16 protein-coding genes, 2 tRNA genes and 1 riboswitch are annotated in these 18,264 nt (G+C 68.3%); of the genes, 8 read left to right on the top strand and 10 right to left on the bottom strand.

Annotated features, from left to right (window positions below; genetic code table 11):
* Positions 1 to 369: 369 nt before the first annotated feature.
* The 6 genes from ABZ815_RS33955 to ABZ815_RS33930 all read right to left on the bottom strand — a co-directional run bounded on the left by ABZ815_RS33955 (position 370) and on the right by ABZ815_RS33930 (position 8,677).
* Positions 370 to 2,934 carry a valine--tRNA ligase gene (locus ABZ815_RS33955; RefSeq protein WP_357705276.1) on the bottom strand — a complete coding sequence of 855 codons (2,565 nt, stop codon included), beginning with the start codon at positions 2,932 to 2,934 and terminating at the stop codon, positions 370 to 372.
* 72 nt (positions 2,935 to 3,006) lie between these two features.
* Entirely contained in the window at positions 3,007 to 4,290 is a 1,284-nt protein-coding gene (gene clpX, locus ABZ815_RS33950) for an ATP-dependent Clp protease ATP-binding subunit ClpX (RefSeq protein WP_185067261.1), read from the bottom strand.
* Between the two features lie 184 nt (positions 4,291 to 4,474).
* Positions 4,475 to 5,098 (bottom strand): ATP-dependent Clp protease proteolytic subunit, encoded by a 624-nt coding sequence (locus ABZ815_RS33945; RefSeq protein ID WP_357705273.1) that lies wholly within the window; start codon positions 5,096 to 5,098, stop codon positions 4,475 to 4,477.
* 11 nt (positions 5,099 to 5,109) lie between these two features.
* Positions 5,110 to 5,742, bottom strand: coding sequence for an ATP-dependent Clp protease proteolytic subunit (locus ABZ815_RS33940; protein ID WP_352323605.1), 633 nt, complete (start codon positions 5,740 to 5,742; stop codon positions 5,110 to 5,112).
* Between the two features lie 519 nt (positions 5,743 to 6,261).
* Entirely contained in the window at positions 6,262 to 7,644 is a 1,383-nt protein-coding gene (gene tig, locus ABZ815_RS33935) for a trigger factor (protein ID WP_357705271.1), read from the bottom strand.
* A gap of 166 nt (positions 7,645 to 7,810) precedes the next feature.
* Positions 7,811 to 8,677, bottom strand: coding sequence for a helix-turn-helix transcriptional regulator (locus ABZ815_RS33930; RefSeq protein ID WP_357705269.1), 867 nt, complete (start codon positions 8,675 to 8,677; stop codon positions 7,811 to 7,813).
* A 233-nt stretch (positions 8,678 to 8,910) separates the two neighbouring features.
* Here ABZ815_RS33930 and ABZ815_RS33925 point away from each other — a divergent pair, with 233 nt between their 5' ends.
* The gene (locus ABZ815_RS33925) at positions 8,911 to 9,390 is read left to right on the top strand and encodes an ATP-binding protein (RefSeq protein ID WP_357705267.1); all 480 of its coding nucleotides are present in this window, start codon (positions 8,911 to 8,913) and stop codon (positions 9,388 to 9,390) included.
* An 11-nt stretch (positions 9,391 to 9,401) separates the two neighbouring features.
* On the opposite strand, the gene ABZ815_RS33920 is transcribed toward ABZ815_RS33925, so the two are convergent.
* A complete protein-coding gene (locus ABZ815_RS33920) occupies positions 9,402 to 9,902 on the bottom strand; it encodes a DinB family protein (RefSeq protein WP_357705265.1) in 501 nt (166 codons plus the stop codon).
* Between the two features lie 97 nt (positions 9,903 to 9,999).
* A tRNA-Pro gene (locus tag ABZ815_RS33915) sits at positions 10,000 to 10,076 on the bottom strand.
* 89 nt (positions 10,077 to 10,165) lie between these two features.
* Between ABZ815_RS33915 and ABZ815_RS33910 the strand changes: the two genes are divergently transcribed.
* Both ABZ815_RS33910 and ABZ815_RS33905 read left to right on the top strand, forming a co-directional pair.
* A tRNA-Gly gene (locus ABZ815_RS33910) sits at positions 10,166 to 10,239 on the top strand.
* A 615-nt stretch (positions 10,240 to 10,854) separates the two neighbouring features.
* Complete coding sequence (locus ABZ815_RS33905; RefSeq protein ID WP_357705263.1) at positions 10,855 to 11,484, top strand: uridine kinase; 630 nt, start codon at positions 10,855 to 10,857, stop codon at positions 11,482 to 11,484.
* On the opposite strand, the gene ABZ815_RS33900 is transcribed toward ABZ815_RS33905, so the two are convergent.
* Positions 11,438 to 12,076, bottom strand: a complete 639-nt coding sequence (locus ABZ815_RS33900) for an HAD family phosphatase (RefSeq protein ID WP_357705261.1) — start codon at positions 12,074 to 12,076, stop codon at positions 11,438 to 11,440. The genes ABZ815_RS33905 and ABZ815_RS33900 overlap by 47 nt on opposite strands.
* Positions 12,077 to 12,171: 95 nt before the next feature.
* Between ABZ815_RS33900 and ABZ815_RS33895 the strand changes: the two genes are divergently transcribed.
* From ABZ815_RS33895 to ABZ815_RS33880, 4 genes are all read left to right on the top strand, one after another.
* Positions 12,172 to 13,482, top strand: coding sequence for a TrpB-like pyridoxal phosphate-dependent enzyme (locus ABZ815_RS33895; RefSeq protein ID WP_357705259.1), 1,311 nt, complete (start codon positions 12,172 to 12,174; stop codon positions 13,480 to 13,482).
* Between the two features lie 256 nt (positions 13,483 to 13,738).
* Complete coding sequence (locus tag ABZ815_RS33890) at positions 13,739 to 14,518, top strand: DeoR/GlpR family DNA-binding transcription regulator (protein ID WP_125636437.1); 780 nt, start codon at positions 13,739 to 13,741, stop codon at positions 14,516 to 14,518.
* Positions 14,515 to 15,585: a galactose-1-phosphate uridylyltransferase gene (gene galT / locus ABZ815_RS33885; protein ID WP_357705256.1), complete on the top strand. Its 1,071-nt coding sequence runs from the start codon at positions 14,515 to 14,517 to the stop codon at positions 15,583 to 15,585. Before ABZ815_RS33890 ends, galT begins: the two co-directional genes overlap by 4 nt.
* Positions 15,586 to 15,654: 69 nt before the next feature.
* A riboswitch (cyclic di-AMP (ydaO/yuaA leader) is annotated at positions 15,655 to 15,793 on the top strand.
* Between the two features lie 5 nt (positions 15,794 to 15,798).
* Positions 15,799 to 16,752: a hypothetical protein gene (locus ABZ815_RS33880; RefSeq protein WP_357705254.1), complete on the top strand. Its 954-nt coding sequence runs from the start codon at positions 15,799 to 15,801 to the stop codon at positions 16,750 to 16,752.
* Positions 16,753 to 16,809: 57 nt separating this feature from the next.
* On the opposite strand, the gene pip is transcribed toward ABZ815_RS33880, so the two are convergent.
* Entirely contained in the window at positions 16,810 to 17,742 is a 933-nt protein-coding gene (gene pip / locus ABZ815_RS33875; protein WP_357705252.1) for a prolyl aminopeptidase, read from the bottom strand.
* 18 nt (positions 17,743 to 17,760) lie between these two features.
* Between pip and ABZ815_RS33870 the strand changes: the two genes are divergently transcribed.
* Positions 17,761 to 18,261 carry a MarR family transcriptional regulator gene (locus ABZ815_RS33870; RefSeq protein ID WP_357705250.1) on the top strand — a complete coding sequence of 167 codons (501 nt, stop codon included), beginning with the start codon at positions 17,761 to 17,763 and terminating at the stop codon, positions 18,259 to 18,261.
* The last annotated feature ends 3 nt before the right edge of the window (positions 18,262 to 18,264 follow it).

Raw genomic sequence — 18,264 nt, 5'->3', positions numbered from 1 at the left:
TTTCATGCACTGGCTTTTAACACACTGTTGAGTTCTCAAGAAACGGACGCGTACTTCCTCACCAGAACCCGTTCCCGGATCCTCGTTCAGAGGCGCTCACATTTTCTTTCCTTCAGTCTACCAGATCCGGACGATTCTTGTCAAACCGCCCGATCCGGGAGCTTCCGGACCTGCCCCGTTTCGGAGCAACCCTGCTAACTTACTCTAACTTCCGGCCTTTGTCCAACCGCTAGGTCAGACCGCCCGAAAGTCGGGGTTGATCAGAAGGGGTGTGGGGCCGATCGGCCCCGCGTTGAAAACTGTAGCAGCCCTGAGGACGACGAAGGTCCATCTTCGGTAACGAATGGACCTTCCCCGCGTTCGTATGGTCTAAACCCCGAGCCCGGACAGCTGCGCCTCAAGGCGCGCGATGTCCGCGGCGGCCTGCTCGGCACGGGCCCTGACCTTGGCCACCACGTCGTCGGGCGCCTTGGACATGAACTGCTCGTTGCCCAGCTTGCCGGTCGCCTGAGCGGCTTCCTTCCGGGCGGCGGCGAGATCCTTCTCCAGACGCTTCCGCTCGGCCACGACATCGATGGCGCCCGCGGTGTCGATCTCCACGGTCACCGCGCCCACGCTGAACCGCGCCGTGGCGTTGAACGTCTCCGCCGGCTCGGTCAGCCGCAGCAACGCGCGGATCGCCTTCTCCTGGGCCTCCAGCGGCGTGGCGGACAGCCCCAGCCGGGCGGCCACCTTCTGGCCGGGCTTGAGCCCCTGGTCGGAACGGAACCTGCGGACCTCGGTGACGAGCTCCTGGAGGGCGTCGATCTCGGCCTCGGCCGCCGGATCGGCGTAGCGCGGGTCGGCCTGCGGCCAGGGGGCCACGACGATCGACTCGCCACCTGTCACCGCTCGCCACAACTCCTCGGTGACGAACGGCACCAGCGGATGCATCAACCGCAGCAGCGCGTCGAGCACGTGCCCGAGCACGAGCCGGGTGTGTTCGAGCCCCTCCCCGAGCTGGATCTTGGCCAGCTCCAGGTACCAGTCGCAGACCTCGTCCCAGGCGAAGTGGTAGAGCAGGTCGGAGGCCTTGGCGAACTCGTACTCGTCGAAGGCCGCATCCGCGGCGTTCACCACGGTCTGCAGGCGGGACAGGATCCAGCGGTCGGCCGCGGTGAGGTCGAGCCCGTCGAGCGAGCCCACCGTCGCGCCGTTCATCAGCGCGAACCTGGTGGCGTTCCAGATCTTGTTGCAGAAGTTGCGCGAGCCGGCCGCCCATTCCTCGCTCACCGCCACGTCGGCGCCGGGGTTGGCGCCGCGCAGCAGCGTGAAGCGGGTGGCGTCGGCGCCGAAACGCTCGACCCAGTCGAGCGGGTCGACCACGTTGCCGAACGACTTCGACATCTTCTTGCCGTATTGGTCGCGGACCATGCCGTGCAGGGCCACGGTCTGGAACGGCGGACGGCCGTCCATGGCGTAGAGGCCGAACATCATCATCCGGGCCACCCAGAAGAACAGGATGTCGTAGCCGGTGACCAGGACGGAGGTCGGATAGAACTTCTCCAGCTCCGGGGTGGAGTCGGGCCAGCCGAGCGTCGAGAACGGCCACAGGCCCGAGGAGAACCAGGTGTCGAGGACGTCGGAGTCCTGGGTGTAGCCGGCCGGCGGCTCCTCGTCGGGGCCGACGCAAACGACCTCGCCGCCCGGGCCGTACCAGACCGGGATGCGGTGGCCCCACCACAGCTGGCGGGAGATGCACCAGTCGTGCATGTCGTCGACCCAGTCGAAGTAGCGCTTGGCCAGCTCCGGCGGGTGGATGCGGGTGCGGCCGTCGCGCACGGCGTCGCCGGCGGCCTTGGCCAGCGGCGAGACGTTGACGAACCACTGCAGCGACAGCCGCGGCTCCACCACGGTCTTGCAGCGCGAGCAGTGGCCGACCGAGTGCAGGTACGGGCGCTTCTCGGCGACGATGCGGCCATCGGCGCGCAGCGCGGCGACCACGGCCGGGCGTGCCTCGAAGCGGTCGAGCCCTTGGAAGGGACCGTGAGCGGTGATGACGCCGCGCTCGTCCATGACGGTGAGCGACGGCAGCGAGTGGCGTCGGCCGATCTCGAAGTCGTTGGGGTCGTGAGCCGGGGTGACCTTGACCGCTCCGGTGCCGAAGGCGGGATCGACGTGCTCGTCGGCGACCACGGGGATCATGCGGCCGGTCAGCGGCACCTCGACCATCGTGCCGACCAGGTGGGCGTAGCGCTCGTCGGAGGGATGGACGGCCACGGCCGTGTCGCCGAGCATGGTCTCGGCGCGGGTGGTGGCCACCACGATCTCGTCGGAGTAGCGGATCGAGACCAGCTCACCCTCGTCCTCGCTGTGCTCGACCTCGATGTCGGACAATGCGGTCAGGCAGCGCGGGCACCAGTTGATGATGCGCTCGGCGCGGTAGATGAGCCCGTCGTCGAAGAGCTTCTTGAAGATGGTCTGGACGGCCCGCGACAGCCCCGGGTCCATGGTGAAGCGCTCGCGCTCCCAGTCGACGCCGTCGCCGAGCTTGCGCATCTGGCCGAGGATGCGGCCGCCGGACTCCTCCTTCCACTCCCAGACGCGCTCGACGAACGCCTCGCGGCCCAGGTCGTGGCGGGACAGGCCCTGCTTGGCCAACTCGCGCTCCACGACGTTCTGGGTGGCGATGCCGGCGTGGTCCATGCCGGGCAGCCACAACGTCTCGCGGCCCTGCATGCGGGCGCGGCGGGTCAGCGCGTCCTGGACGGAATGGTCGAGGGCGTGCCCGATGTGCAGGACGCCCGTCACGTTGGGCGGCGGGAGGACGATGCTGTACGGCACTCGCGAGCTGCCCGGGTCGGCGTGGAAGTAGCCTTCGGACACCCAGCGCTCGTAGCTACGGGTCTCGACGTCGGCCGGCGTGTATTGGGTGGGCAGCTCTTGCGTGGTCACAGTGACCAATTCTAGGGAGCCGGGCAAGCGAAACGCCCCCGGGTTGATTCCCGGGGGCGTTTTCGACGACGGTCAGGCCGACTTCTCGCGCGGCGTGCGCTGCTGCTTGGCGGCGAGCTGGTCGCGCGGCACGAGCGTCGGGATCGCGTGTTCGAGCACCGACTCGCGGGTGATGACCACGCGGGCGACGTCCTGGCGGGAGGGCACCTCGTACATGACGGACTGGAGCACTTCCTCCAGGATCGCGCGCAGGCCGCGCGCGCCGGTGCCGCGCAGGATGGCCTGGTCGGCGATGGCCTCCAGCGCGCCGTCGGTGAACTCCAGCTCCACGCCGTCGAGCTCCAGCAGCTTGCGGTACTGCTTGACCAGCGCGTTGCGGGGCTCGGTGAGGATCTGGATGAGGGCCTCGCGGTCGAGGTTGTGGACCGAGGTGATGACCGGCAGACGCCCGACGAACTCGGGGATCATGCCGAACTTCAGCAGGTCTTCGGGCATCACGTCGCCGAAGATGTCGGCCGTGTCGACCTCTTCCTTCGAGCGGATGATGGCGTTGAAGCCGATGCCCTTCTTGCCGATGCGCGACTCGATGATCTTTTCGAGGCCGGCGAAGGCTCCACCGCAGATGAACAGCACGTTGGTGGTGTCGATCTGGATGAACTCCTGGTGCGGGTGCTTACGCCCGCCCTGCGGCGGCACCGAGGCCGTCGTGCCTTCGAGGATCTTCAGCAGCGCCTGCTGCACGCCCTCGCCGGAGACGTCACGAGTGATCGACGGGTTCTCGCTCTTACGGGCGATCTTGTCGACCTCGTCGATGTAGATGATGCCCGTCTCGGCCTTCTTGACGTCGTAGTCGGCGGCCTGGATGAGCTTGAGCAGGATGTTCTCGACATCCTCGCCGACGTAGCCCGCCTCGGTGAGGGCGGTGGCGTCGGCGATGGCGAAGGGCACGTTGAGCATCTTCGCCAGAGTCTGTGCGAGGAGAGTCTTTCCCGACCCGGTGGGCCCGAGCAGCAAGATGTTGCTCTTGGCCAGTTCAAGGCCGTCGTCTCTGCCCCGGTCGCCGGACTGCACCCGCTTGTAGTGGTTGTAGACCGCCACCGAGAGCGCCTTCTTCGCCTTGTCCTGTCCGATGACGTAGGCGTCGAGGAACTCGTAGATTTCCCTCGGCTTGGGCAGGTTGTCCCACTTGAGCTCGGAGGACTCGGAGAGCTCCTCCTCGATGATCTCGTTGCAGAGATCGATGCACTCATCGCAGATGTAGACGCCTGGACCGGCAATGAGCTTTTTGACTTGCTTCTGACTCTTTCCGCAGAAAGAGCACTTCAGCAGGTCTCCCCCGTCGCCGATGCGTGCCACCCCAGATACTCCTTTGCGTGGGACCGCCCTGCTCACGCGAGCAGTGTCTCCGGACATCCTCCGGACTAGGCCGAACCGCTCAGGTTTCGACGTTACCGTCTTCTGGGCCCTCAGTGAGCCCCCTAGCGGCGAGTCGCACCGGAACGTGCCCTATTGGGCAGCGCTCCGGTGCGTCACATCTCAACTAGGAAGCGACGGCCTGAGCTCGTTTCTTCCTGGTCGGGATGATGTCGTCGATCAGACCATACGCCTTTGCCTCGTCCGCGCTGAGAATTTTGTCGCGTTCGATGTCCTTGCGGATGTCGGCGGAGGCCTTGCCCGTGTGCTTCGCCACGATGTCCTCAAGGAGGGATCGCATGCGGAGGATCTCGCGGGCCTGGATCTCGATGTCGCTTCCCTGGCCACCGCCCTCGGTGGAGGGCTGGTGGATCAGCACCCGGGCGTTGGGCAGCGCGAAGCGCTTGCCCGGGGTGCCGCCGGCCAGCAGCACGGCCGCGGCGGACGCGGCCTGGCCGAGGCAGACGGTCTGGATCTCCGGCCGGACGAACTGCATCGTGTCGTAGATCGCCGTCATGGCCGTGAACGAGCCGCCGGGCGAGTTGATGTAGATGCTGATGTCACGGTCGGGGTCGAGCGACTCCAGCGTCAGCAGCTGGGCCATCACGTCGTTGGCCGACGCGTCGTCGATCTGCACTCCGAGGAAGATGATGCGGTCCTCGAAGAGCTTGTTGTACGGGTTCATCTCCTTCACGCCGTAGGACGTGCGCTCGACGAAGGAGGGGAGAACGTAACGGCTCTGGATGTTCATGTCAGCTCCCCCTAGGAGACCGGGCCCACGGAGGGCACCTGCCGCGCGCTGCGCACCACGTGATCGATGAAGCCGTAGTCCTTCGCCTCCTCGGCCGTGAACCAGCGGTCACGGTCGGAGTCGGACTCGATCTGGTCCAGCGGCTGCCCGGTGTGGAAGGCGATCCGCTCGGCGAGCGTCTTCTTCACGTAGAGCATCTGCTCCGCCTGGATGGCGATGTCGGCCGCGGTGCCGCCGATGCCGCCGGACGGCTGGTGCATCATGACGCGGGCGTGCGGCAGGCCGTAGCGCTTGCCGCGGGCGCCGGCGGTGAGCAGGAACTGCCCCATGGAGGCGGCCATGCCCATCACCACCGTGGACACGTCGTTAGGCACATATTCCATCATGTCGTAAATCGCCATACCGGCACTCACCGAGCCCCCCGGCGAGTTGATGTACAGCGTGATGTCGCGCTCGGGGTCGTCGGCCGCGAGCAGCAACAGCTCGGCGCAGATCCGGTTGGCGATCTCGTCGTTGACCTCCTGACCGAGCACGATGATGCGCTCACGCAGCAGGCGCTGGTAAAGCTGGTCCTCAAGCCGGAAGGACGAGCCGTTCTCACGGCCTCGCGACTCAGGCTGATAGAAGGTCGGCGGGCTGGTCACAGCGTCACCTTCCGATGCGTCGTAAGTGATTGGCTTTGCTTGTGACCTTAACGCGCGACGCCCACAGGTCATGCCCGGTCCCCCGTACTGTTCGCTGACGGCGCAGGTCTGGGTGACCGGTCTTCTGTCAGGCTACGCCGTTCCTCCACGTCCAGCTCATGGTCCGGCTCTGTGGGCGTTTCGGCGGGGATGATTCCTGGCTGGTGGGGCTTGTGGAGCTTCTGAGGTTGCGTCCCGGTGAATGCCGTCCGGCGGCGGGGAAGCCATCGCGCGAGCGGTGGCGGTGAGGGGCTTGACGAGCCCTCAGAGGGCGGCCCCCGCCCCCCAGGGCCGGATTCGCTCCTGCGGGATCGTCAGGAGCCCTCTGGGCGCGCACACGCGTTCCATCGCGCGCGGGGACGCGTGACAGCCATGTCCAGAAGGCTTCTGGCCTGAAAACGCGAAACCCCGAACCGGAGTGGTTCGGGGCGGAATGCGCGAAGCCCCCGAACCGTGGTGGTTCGGGGGCTTCGGGGAAGATCAGGCTTCGGCCTTGTCCTCGGAGTCGGCCTCCTCGGCCTCCTCCTCGACCGGGGCGCCGTTGATCTCGGCGTAGATGGCCTTGAGGTCGACCTCGTTGCCCTCGCTGTCGACGACCTTGGCGGCGTCGCCGAGCACGGACTTGGCCTTGTCGCGGACGATCTCGACCATGGCCAGCGTGAGCTGGTCGTTGTCGGCGAGGTGCTTGGCCAGCTCGTTGGGCTGGACGCCCATCTCCATGGCGCGGCGCACCACGAAGTTGGTCAGCTCCTGCTCGTTGACGCCCAGCTCCTCGGCCTTGACGATCTTGTCGAGCACGAAGCCGACCTTGAGCGCCTTGGCGGAGTTGGTGTCGAACTCGGTGAAGCGCTCCTCCTCCGTCGTCTGGTACAGACGGAAGAAGGCGTCGCGGCTCAGGCCGCTCTCGGCGATCTGGTGGTCGAGGTTGTGCTTGCGGGCGTCGACCTCGGCCTTGAGCGCGCTCTCGGGCAGCGGGATGTCGATCTTCTCGAGCAGCGCGTCGAGGGCTTTCTCGCGGGCCTGGACGACCTGGTCGATGAGCTTGTTGCGGCGGGACTGCTCGCGGATGCTGGCCTTGAGCTCGTCGAGCGTGTCGAACTCGCTGGCGAGCTGGGCGAACTCGTCGTCGAGCTCGGGAAGGACCTTCTCCTTGACCGACTTGACGTTGATGATCACGTCGGCCTCCTCGCCGGCGTTCTCGCCGCCGACGAGCTCGGTCTTGAAGCTCTTCTCGTCGCCCGCGGACATGCCGACGAGGGCGTCGTCGAGGCCCTGCAGCACCGAGCCGGCGCCGACCTCGTAGGAGACCTCGCTGGCCTGCTGCTCCTCGATGTTCTCGCCGTTGATCTCGGCGCGCAGGTCCATCACCACGAAGTCGCCGTTGGCGGCCGCGCGCTCGACGCCGGTCAGCGTCGCGAAGCGCTGGCGCAGCGAGTCGAGCTGGCCGTCGACGTCCTCGTCGGAGACCTCGGCGGAGTCGACGGTGACCTCGGCGCCCTGGTAGTCGGGCACCTCGAAGTTGGGCCGGATGTCGACCTCGGCGGTGAACTCGATCTGCTCACCGTCGTCGATCTTCGTGACCTCGATGTCGGGCTGGCTCACCGGGAACACGTCGACCTCGTCGACGGCCTGGCCGTAGAGCTTGGGCACCGCGTCGTTGAGGGTCTCCTCCAGCACTACCGCCCGGCCGAAGCGCTGCTCGATGATGCGGGCCGGAACCTTGCCAGGCCGGAACCCGGGGACGCGCACCTGCTGCGCGACCTTCTTGTACGCCGCATCCATGCTCGGGCGCAGCTCTTCGAACGGCACCTCGACGGTGAGCTTGACCCGGGTCGGGCTGAGCTCCTCGACAGCGGTCTTCACGGAATGGTCTCCTTGATCAAGCTACGAGTGATCGCGGGCGCGTCCATTCGGTACGGCTCACGCGCCGCGCCCACATGAGCGGCGTTGGGCATGCTCCGCCACGGCGGGATCCAACGCCGATGGCCAGTCTAGGGCAGATGCGTACCGAACAACGACGCCGTCGCCGTCAGAACTCCTCGGCGATCGTCCGCAGGAGATCGATCGTCTCATCCGGGGTGGTGCTCACGGCGCACAGCCGCTCCATGACCTCTGTGTAGCGGTCCACGTCCTCACGCTTGTCCAGGTACAGGGCGCTGGCCAGTTGCTCGACGTAGACCACGTCGGGCAGGTCGCGGTCGGGGAAGCGCAGGACGCTGAAGGCCCCGCCCTCGGCGCTGTGGCCGCCGAAGCTGAACGGCATGATCTGGATGGTGATGCTGGGCTGCCGCATGAGGTCGATGAGGTGTTCGAGCTGGGCGCGCATGACCTCGACGCCGCCGATGGGCCGGCGCAGCGCCGCCTCGTCGATCACGGCCCAGAAGATCGGGCCGTCCGGGCGGTCGAGGATGCGCTGGCGTTCGAGCCTGAGGTCGACCCTCCTGGCGATCTCCTCCGTCGCGATGCCCGCCGCTCCCGCGGTCACGACGGCCCGGGCGTACTCCTTGGTCTGCAGCAGTCCCGGCACGAACTGGACCTCGTAGGTCCTGATCCGGGCGGCGGCCTCCTCAAGGCCGACGTACGCCTGGAACCACGTGGGCAGGACGTCGTTGAACCGGTGCCACCAGCCGGGTTCGTTGGCCGTGGCCACCAGGTCGAGGACGGCGGCGCGCGCCTGCGGATCGACGACCCCGTACAGGGTGAGCAGGTCGGCGACGTCACGTTCCTTGAACCCCACCCGGCCCAGCTCCATGCGGCTGATCTTGGATTCGGACCCCCTGATGAGGTGACCCGCCTCCTCGCGGCTGACGTTCTTCGCCTCCCTGAGCTTTCGCAGCTGGGAGCCCAGGAGGATGCGCAGCGCCGTCGGCCCCGAACCCGGCTGGTTCTGCGTCACTTTGCCTCCTACTCAAGGTCCGCACACACAGTGACACCACATTGCCGGGTATGACAAGGTCTCAACCCCGTGTCCGATTAGGAGAGTTTTGCCCCAAAAGGCGCATGCTGCTGCACATTGCAGCTGCACGTGCATTTGGGTCTTGCAGCCGCCGCGTTCGTGACCCATGATGGCTTAGTGCATTGTGGGCCAAACATGCACTAAACCGAGGGCTACGGGGAGGTATCGGCGGCATGGTGGAGGATCCTCTGGCCACTGCCGATTGCCTGCAGATCACCCGTGAGGTGGGGTTCGACCACCTGCTCAAGGGCGGGAAGCCGAACACGACCGCGTGTCCCCTGCCCTTCCAGGCCGACTCGGTGAAGACCGCCAGGGACGTGACCCGCTCCACGCTGCGGGGATGGGGCCTGCACGAGCTGAGCGACGACGCCGCGCTCGTGGTGTCGGAGCTGGTGACGAACGCCGTCAGGTACGCCATGTACGCGGCCGGCCGGCGGGAGATCGAGCTCCTGCTGATGCGCGTGTCGCCGCACGTGCTGCTGGCGGTGGCGGACCCGAGCGACGAGGTGCCGCGCCGCAAGGAGCCGGACTTCATCTCCGAGAACGGGCGCGGCCTCTACATCGTCGAGACCTACAGTCAGTGCTGGGGGTGGGACCCGCTCGACCGCGGCGGCAAGGCCGTGTGGGCGTTGTTCCGCGCCGAAGAGGGCTGACCCGCTCGTCCCTACTCGCCGGTGACGCCGTCGATGCGCTCGCGCAGCAGGTCGGCGTGGCCGTTGTGGCGCGCGTACTCCTCGATCATGTGGACGAGGATCCAGCGGTGGGTGCAGTCCTGGCCGTTCCTGTCGCCCGTGGCGTCCAGGGACTTGGCGGCCGAGATGGCACGTGCGCGCTCCATCTCGTCCTGCCAGGCGGTGAACGCCTCCTCGACCGAGGCGTCGTCCACGTCGTTGAAGTCCGCGTCGGCGTCGACTTCCTTGTTCCAGAGGCGGGGGATGTCCTCGCCGTCCAGCACGCGGCGGAACCAGACGCGCTCCACGTGCGCCATGTGCCGGACCAGGCCCAGCAGTGACATTGTGGAGGGCCCGGCCGAGCGGAGCCTGAGCTGGTCGTCGGTCAGGCCGTCGCATTTGACGGCCAGAGTGCCGCGATGCCATTCGAGCCAGTTGTTGAGCATGGTCCGTTCGTCGCCGGCATAGGGCGGCGGCACGCGATTGTCTGTCACGCCATGACCTTAGTGGGCAGTTCGTCCTGCTTCGACGTGATTTTTGGGGCGCGGAAAAGCAAGAGGCCCCCTCCGGATGGGAGGGGGCCTGCTGAGCTGGTCGGGGCGACAGGATTTGAACCTGCGACTTCTTGCTCCCAAAGCAAGCGCGCTGCCAAGCTGCGCCACGCCCCGCCTCGTCGGGTGCGCATGCGGTCCGTGACTCCGGTACGCTTACGCCCTGACGACCGGATGAAGTCTAGACCAGAGTTCGACCGGTTCGCGCGGACGTAGCTCAATGGTAGAGCCCTAGTCTTCCAAACTAGCTACGCGGGTTCGATTCCCGTCGTCCGCTCCAGACACGAAGGCCCAGGTCCGGGAGATGATCCCGAGCCTGGGCCTTACTGTTGTCCGATCTTGTCTCTTTGTGGCCGCGCCGGCCTCATGCCGTCCGGCCATCTGCCCTACAGGGGACACCGACACTGATCGCACGCTCTACGGGAGGGCGCTGAAGTACATCCATGCGGCGACGGCCTCCACCCTCAAGGCCGATGGAACCTCAGGGCTCCTATGATCGGCACGACGACAGGAGGCCCAGTGTTCTTCCATCCGTTCACGCTCTTCGTCATCGCGATTCTGCTCGGCGGAGTCGCCTTGTTCGTCGTGATGAGCATCCAGCTGTGCAGGCTGTTCTGTGGGAACGCCTCCGGCGGGGGCGCTCGGCCCCGGGGTGATCGCGAAGGCGGCCCTGTCTCCGGGTAGTCAGCGGCCGAGGCAGAGCCCATGATCTTCATGGCCATAGCCGCGTTCCCACTCTCGTCACGCACCAGGACTGCAAGAAGCGGCCGACCACGGGGGCGTCGCGGTGATCGACGGTGTGCGTCATGACGGACCCGACGTACGGCGGAGCAGCTCTCGTGCGTGGTTCGGGGGCCTGGGGTTTTCGTGATCTTCGGGGCGTAGGGTGGTGGTGATGCGTGCACGACCGATCTCACGGGAGGCGCTCGTCGAGGAGCTGGCCGAGCGTGTCGCCGCGTGGCCCAGGGACTCATGGGTGCGGGTGGCCGTCGACGGGGCGCCCGTGGCGGGGCCCGGCGCGCTGGCCGACGAGCTGGTCGCGCCCCTGCGGCTGTGGGGGCGGCCCGTGCTGCGGGTGTCGGCCGGCGACTTCCTGAGGCCGGCCTCGCTGCGGCTGGAGCACGGCCGGACCGATCCCGACGTCTTCTACGAGGACTGGCTCGATGTCAAGGGGTTGCTGCGCGAGGTGCTCGAACCGCTGGAACCGGGCGGCTCGGGGCGGGTGCTGCCGGCGTTGTGGGACAGCGGGATCGATCGGGCGTACCGGCTGCCGTACCGGGAGCTGGCGCCGGGCGGGGTGGTGCTCGTGGACGGGACGCTCCTGCTGGGACGGGGGCTGCCGTTCGAGCTGAGCGTGCACGTGTGGCTGTCGGCGGGTGCGCTGGCGCGGCGCACCCCCGAGGACGAACGGTGGCGCCTGCCGGCCTACGAGCGGTACGAGCGCGAGGCGCGCCCGCAGCGGGCCGCCGACGTGGTCGTCAGGGCCGACCATCCGGACCGTCCGGCGGTGCTGACGGACGGCTGAGCCCCAGCAGGGCGTCCAGCTCGGCGACGGCCTGGGCGTTGGAGGTGAAGCGCACGGCGTGCAGGCCGGCCGCGCGGGCGCCCTCGACGTACGGCTCGTGGTCGTCCAGGAACACCGTGGCGGCGGGATCGGCGCCGAGGGCGTCGCAGGCCAGCAGGTAGATGCGCGGGTCCGGTTTGCGCACGCCCGCCTCGTGCGAGTAGACGATGTGGTCCACCAGGTCGGCGTAGCCGTACGCGGCCTGCTCGCGTTCCCTGGCTCCGACGTAGCTGTTGCTCACCAGGCCCGTACGGAAGCGGGGACGCAGGGCGCCCAGGTACGCCATCAGCCCGGTGTTGGGGCTGCCGAGGTACTCGGTCCAGACGTCGGCCATGAACGCCTCGGCGTCCGCGCCGAGCAGCTTCGCCACCTCGGCGTCGGCCTGCTCCTCCGTCACCTCTCCCACGGCCCCGGCCAGCCAGGTCGGCTCCAGGTGCGCGTCGAGGTGACCGGCGGGCAGGCCGAGCCGCTCCTCCCATGTGGCCGTCACCCCCAGGTACGGCGTGAGCTCCAGGACGCCGCCGATGTCGAAGATGACCGCTTCGATTTTCATTCGCTCCTCCTGTGAACTGTTTCAACCAAGGTAAAGAAGGAACGTGTCCGCGTCCATACCCTTGACGGCTCGGAAGGGCGGCTCAAACTGAAACGGTGATCCCTGGCAACTGGTACAACATCGTTCCCGATCTTCCCGTGCCGCCTCCGCCGCCGCTGCACCCCGGCACCCGCCGTCCCGTCGGGCCGGACGACCTCGCGCCACTGTTCCCCATGGAGCTCATCGCGCAGGAGGTCAGCGGCGAGCGCTACGTGCCCATCCCGAAGGAGGTCTACGACGTCTACCGACTGTGGCGGCCGACGCCGCTGATCAGGGCGCACCGGCTGGAGAAGGCCCTCGACACGCCGGCCCGCATCTACTACAAGTACGAAGGCGTCTCACCGGCCGGGTCGCACAAGGCGAACACCGCCGTGCCGCAGGCGTACTACAACGCCAAGGAAGGCGTGCGGCTGCTGACCACGGAGACCGGCGCGGGACAGTGGGGGTCGGCCCTGGCGTTCGCCTGCGCCCAGTTCGACATCGAGTGCCGGATCTGGATGGTTCGCGCCTCCTACGACCAGAAGCCGTACCGCAGCTCGCTCATGCGCGTGTACGGCGCCACCGTCCACCCCAGCCCCTCCCCCGTCACCGGCGCGGGCAGCAAGGCGCTGGCCGACGACCCCGACTCGCCCGGCAGCCTGGGACTGGCGATCAGCGAGGCGGTCGAGGTGGCCGCCGCGAACCCCGAGGCCCGGTACGCGCTCGGCTCGGTGCTCAGCCACGTCCTCATGCACCAGACGGTGATCGGCGAGGAGGCCCTGGCGCAACTGCCCGAGCTGCCCGACCTGGTCATCGGCTGCACCGGCGGCGGCTCCAACTTCGCCGGCCTCGCCTTCCCCTTCCTCAGGGAGAAGCTGGCCGGACGGATCGCCACCGAGTTCCGGGCCGTCGAGCCGGCCGCCTGCCCGTCGTTCACCCGCGGCGTCTACGCCTACGACTTCGGCGACACCGCCGGGCTGACGCCGCTGCTCAAGATGCACACCCTCGGGCACTCCTTCGTCCCCGACCCGATCCACGCCGGCGGGCTGCGCTATCACGGCATGGCGCCGCTGCTGTCCCACATGTACGAGCTGGGGTTGTTCGAGGCGGTGACCCGTACCCAGAGCGAGTGCTTCGAGGCGGGCGTGCGCTTCGCGCGGACGGAGGGCATCGTCCCGGCTCCCGAGCCCACGCACGCGCTGGCCGAGACCATCGCCGAGGCGCTGCGCTGCAAGGAGAGCGGCGAGGAGAAGGTGATCCTCACCGCGCTGTGCGGGCACGGCCACTTCGACCTGGCCGCCTACGACCGCCACCTGGCCGGCGAGCTGGAGGATCACACCCTCCCGCAGGAACGGCTCGACCGGGCGCTCACCGAGCTGCCCGGCTGAGGGAAGCACGGGTGGCCGCGGGATCCCGCGGCCACCCGTGGTCAGTTCGCGTTCGGGCGCTTCCTGTGGTTCGCCTTCTTCTTCTTGCGCCCCCTGCCCTTGCGTGCGCGTTTCGCCATGGGCTCACCTCCGGCGGTCGGGATCGTGACCTTCAAGGTCTCCCCTGCCCGTCAGTCGCACAAGCGATACGCCGCGACCTAACATTCCTCAACAAACTCGTGTCATAATTTGGTGGAATCTGTTGGAAGGGGTGGGCGTGCTCGCACAGCAGCGTCAGCAGACGATCCTGGAACGCGTACGCAGCAGCGGCGGCGTCCGGGTGGCCGACCTCGTGCGCGAGCTCGGCGTCTCGGACATGACGATACGCCGTGACCTTGAGGTGCTGGCCGAGCGCGGGCTGCTGGAGAAGGTCCACGGCGGCGCGACGGCCCTCGGCCCCGGCTCGACCGAGGAGCCCGGCTTCACCGCCAAGTCCGCCCGCCAGCAGCAGGAGAAGGAGGCCATCGCGCGGCACGCGGCCACCCTCGTCCGGCCGGGCACCGCCGTCGCGCTCTCCGCCGGCACCACCACGTGGGCGCTGGCCCACCATCTGGTCGCCGTGCCCGAGCTGACCGTGATCACCAACTCGATCCCCGTCGCCGAGGTCTTCCACCGCAACCCGCGCGCCGACCGCACGGTCGTGCTGACCGGCGGCGTGCGCACACCCTCCGACGCGCTCGTCGGCCCCGTGGCGGTGGCGGCGATCCGCCGGCTGCACGTGGACACGCTCTTCCTCGGGGTGCACGGCATGAGCCTGCGCGCCGGGTTCACCACGCCCAACCTCCTGGAGTCCGAGACCGACAGGGAACTGGTGGCCGCGGCGCACCGGCTGGTGGTCCCCGCCGACCACACCAAGTGGAACACGGTCGGCATCAGCACGATCGCCGAGCTGACCGAGGCCGACGTGGTCATCAGCGACGCGGGGCTGCCCGAGGAAGCACGCACCGAGCTGGCCGAACGGGCCGGAGAACTGATCATCGCGGAGGGCACGCCTTGAAGCGCACCATCACCCACCTGGCAGACGGCCGAGAGCTGATCTACTTCGACCGGCGCGACGACGCCGACCGGAGCGCGATCGACCGGCGTCCGCTCGACCCGCGGCCGGTGGCCTCCGAGCTGCGCTACGACCCGCTGACCGAGGAGTGGATCGCGATCGCCGGTCACCGGCAGACGCGCACGTTCCTGCCGCCGGCCGACGAGTGCCCGTTGTGCCCGTCGTCCGGGACGCGGGCGTCGGAGATCCCGGCCCATGACTATGACGTGGTGGTGTTCGAGAACCGCTTCCCCTCTTTCTCCGGAAATTTTGGGACTTATGGGGATGTCGGCGGGTTGAGTGAGGTGCGTCCGGGGGTCGGGCGGTGTGAGGTGGTGTGCTTCACCTCCGACCACACCTCCTCCTTCTCCAAGCTCTCCAACGCCCAGGTCAGGCTGGTCATGGAGGCGTGGGCCGACCGCACGGCCGAGCTGTCCGGCATGGAGGGCGTCGAGCAGGTGTTCTGCTTCGAGAACAGGGGCGAGGAGATCGGCATCACGCTCCCGCATCCGCACGGGCAGATCTACGCCTACCCCTACGTGACCCCGCGCACCAAGCTCCAGCTCGGGGCGGCCTCGCGGTACACGGGCGGCAACCTGTTCGCCGACGTGCTGGCCGCCGAACGGGCCGCCGGCACGCGGGTGGTCGCCTCCAACAAGCTGTGGACGGCGTTCGTCCCGGCCGCCGCGCGCTGGCCGTTCGAGGTGCACGTGTATCCGCACCGGCAGGTGCCCGACCTGGCGGCGCTGTCGGAGGAGGAGCGGGCCGCGTTCGCGCCGCTGTACACCTCGGTGCTGCGGGCGCTGGACGCGCTGTTCGGGGTGGCGATGCCGTACATCTCGGCCTGGCACCAGGCGCCGGTGCGGTACGGCCGCGAGCTGGCCTACCTGCACCTGGAGCTGTTCAGCATCAGGCGGGCGCCCGGCAAGCTGAAGTACCTGGCGGGCTCGGAGTCGGCCATGGGCGCCTTCGTCAACGACGTGCTGCCGGAGGATGCGGCACGCATGCTGCGATCACGAATTGATCACTAATTGATTTCTCCTTAAAGTCGCATGACTCGTGATCTACCACTAATATCCCGTTTAGACATCGACCAAAACGGTCGTTGTACGCCTAATCCCGGGCGCGTTGCCCGGGAGCCGGGGACCCATCGCATCCGGGGTGAATCCGCGCAAGTGGTAGGGACTGCTCCCGTGCCCGAACCCGTCAGCTAACCCGGCCGGCAGAGGGAGAGGAACACCCACGTGGCGGCTTCGACCCCCGCGAGTCTTGCCATCGGCCTCATCACCGCCACCGCGCTGCTCATCCATCCGGCCGCCGCCTCGGCCGCGCCCAAGCCGTCCGAGGCCGAGCTGCGGGCCCAGCTCAAGCAGCTCAACAGCAAGGTGGACAAGCTCATCGAGACGTACAACCTCAAGCGGGTCGAGCTGGCCAAGGCCCAGCAGGCCGCCACGGCGGCACAGCAGCGGCTCACCGCCGCCGAGCAGGCGGTGGCCACGGCCGAGCAGCGGGTCGCCGAGATCGCCCGGATGCGCTACCAGAACCGCGACGCCTCCCTGCCCGGCTTCATGCTGACCCCGGACGGCAACAACGTGGCCATGCTCGAACAGCTCACCGCCGAGCAGCAGGCCGTCGTCAACAGCGTGGCCAAGGCCCGCGACGACCAGAAGAAGGCCGCCGCTGCCGCCACCGCGCTCGCGGCCGAGCTCAAGGCGGGCACGGCGGAGGTGGCCGAGCAGCGCGACGACGCCCAGGACGTCATCGACGACATCAAGAAGAAGCTCCAGGACCTCGTGCCGTTCGGGCCGGGCAAGAAGTCCGACGGCAGCTGGGCGCCCGAGCTGCCGTCCGGCTCGGACAACATCACGCCGCGCACCCGGCTGATGCGCGCGCAGGTGCAGAAGAGCTTCTCGCTGCCGTACGAGGTGGGCTGCTTCCGGTCCGGCTCCAGCGGCGAGCACCCGCTCGGCCGGGCCTGCGACTTCATGATGAGCACGGGCGGCACCATGCCGAGCGCCGTCAACAACGCCCTGGGCGACCGCCTGGCCGCCTGGGCGCTGCAGAACAAGGCCAAGCTCGGCGTCAAGTACGTGATCTGGAAGCAGCGCATCAACCAGGGCTCGGGCTGGCGCGCGATGTCCGACCGCGGCAGCATCACCGAGAACCACTACGACCACGTGCACATCTCGATGAACTAGCCGACGTCCTGTGCACGTGACCACCTGACAGCCTTGCCGGCCCGGGCTGTCGGTGGTTCAGCCCCGGAACTTGTCCGTCGCGGCGGTCAGCAGGTCGATCATCTCCAGCCCGCCGTGTCCCTCCCCCACCACGTGCAGCTCGCTCCCGGGCCACGCCTTGTGCAGCTCCCAGGCCGTCACCAAGGGCCCGCTGACGTCGTACTTCCCGTGGATGAGCACCCCGGGCACCCCCGCCAGCCGCGTAACCCCGCGAACGAGATCGCTCTCCCCGAGAAAACACCCGTTCCCCCAGTAGTGCGTCACCAGCCGGGCGAACGTCATCCGGAACACCGGGTCCTGATATCTCCGGCTCGGCTGGAACTCCGGGTCGAGGCTCACATGCGTGTCCTCCCACGCACACCACTCGATCGCCGCCCGCTCCCGCCGCTCGGGGTCGGCCAGCGCCTTCGCGTAGCCCGCCGCCAGGTTCCCGCCCCGGTCCTCCTCCGGCAGGAAGTCGCGGAACCGCTCCCACTCCCGGGGGAAGATCCGCCCGACGTCCCGGGTGATCCACTCGATCTCCCAGGGCCGCCCGGCGGTGACCGCGAACAGGATCACCTCGCTCACCCGCTCCGGATACCGCTCGGCGTAGGCCAGCGACAGCGTCGACCCCCAGGACGCCCCCACGAGCTGCCACCGCTCGATGCCGAGATGCTCCCGCAGCCGCTCCATGTCGGCGACGAGGTGCGCCGTGGTGTTGACCGACAGATCGGTTTCCGGCTCCCCGGCATCAGGCGTGCTCTTCCCGCAACCACGCTGATGAAAGACGACGATCCGGTACGCCTCGGGATCGTGGTACCGCCGCCACCCCGGGGACGCGCCCCCGCCCGGCCCGCCGTGCACGATCACCGCCGGCTTGCCATGCGGATTCCCGCTGACCTCCCAGTAGACGAGGTTGCCGTCACCCACGTCCAACATGCCCTGCTCGTAGGGCTCAATCGAGGAATACATAAGCGCTAATATATCTACATGACCCAGAGTCTCGGCACCCTGATGCGCACCTTCCACGAGCGCACCGACGGCGCGATCGCCCGGCTGTACGCCGACCTCGGGCTCCCCGACTACCGCCCCCGCTACTCCCCCGTCGTCCGCGCCCTGGTCGAGACCGGCCCCATGACCATCCGCGACCTGGCCGCCGCCATCGGCGTCACCCACTCCGCCGCCAGCCAGACCGTCACCCAGATGCGCCGCGCCGGCTACCTCGACCTCCGCCCCGGCCCCGACGACGCCCGCCAGCGCATCGTGCACCTCACCGGACGATGCCGCGACGCGCTCCCTCTCATCGAGGCCGAATGGCAGGCCACCGCCCTCGCCATCGCCACCCTGGACGCCGAGCTCCCCGTCCCGCTGGCCGACGTCCTCGCCTCCGCCCTCCAGGCCCTCGACGCCCACCCCTTCCGCGACCGCCTTTTCGCGACCGCGCCGCTGGCCGCGTACGGCGATCGGCGCGGTCCCGGGGGCAGGGACTGACCC

This window comes from Nonomuraea sp. NPDC047529, assembly GCF_040642995.1.
In the GTDB taxonomy this organism is placed as follows: Bacteria; Actinomycetota; Actinomycetes; order Streptosporangiales; family Streptosporangiaceae; genus Nonomuraea.
The sequence above is the reverse complement of the archived record's forward strand: the minus strand, read 5'-3'. Positions and strand labels throughout refer to the sequence as shown.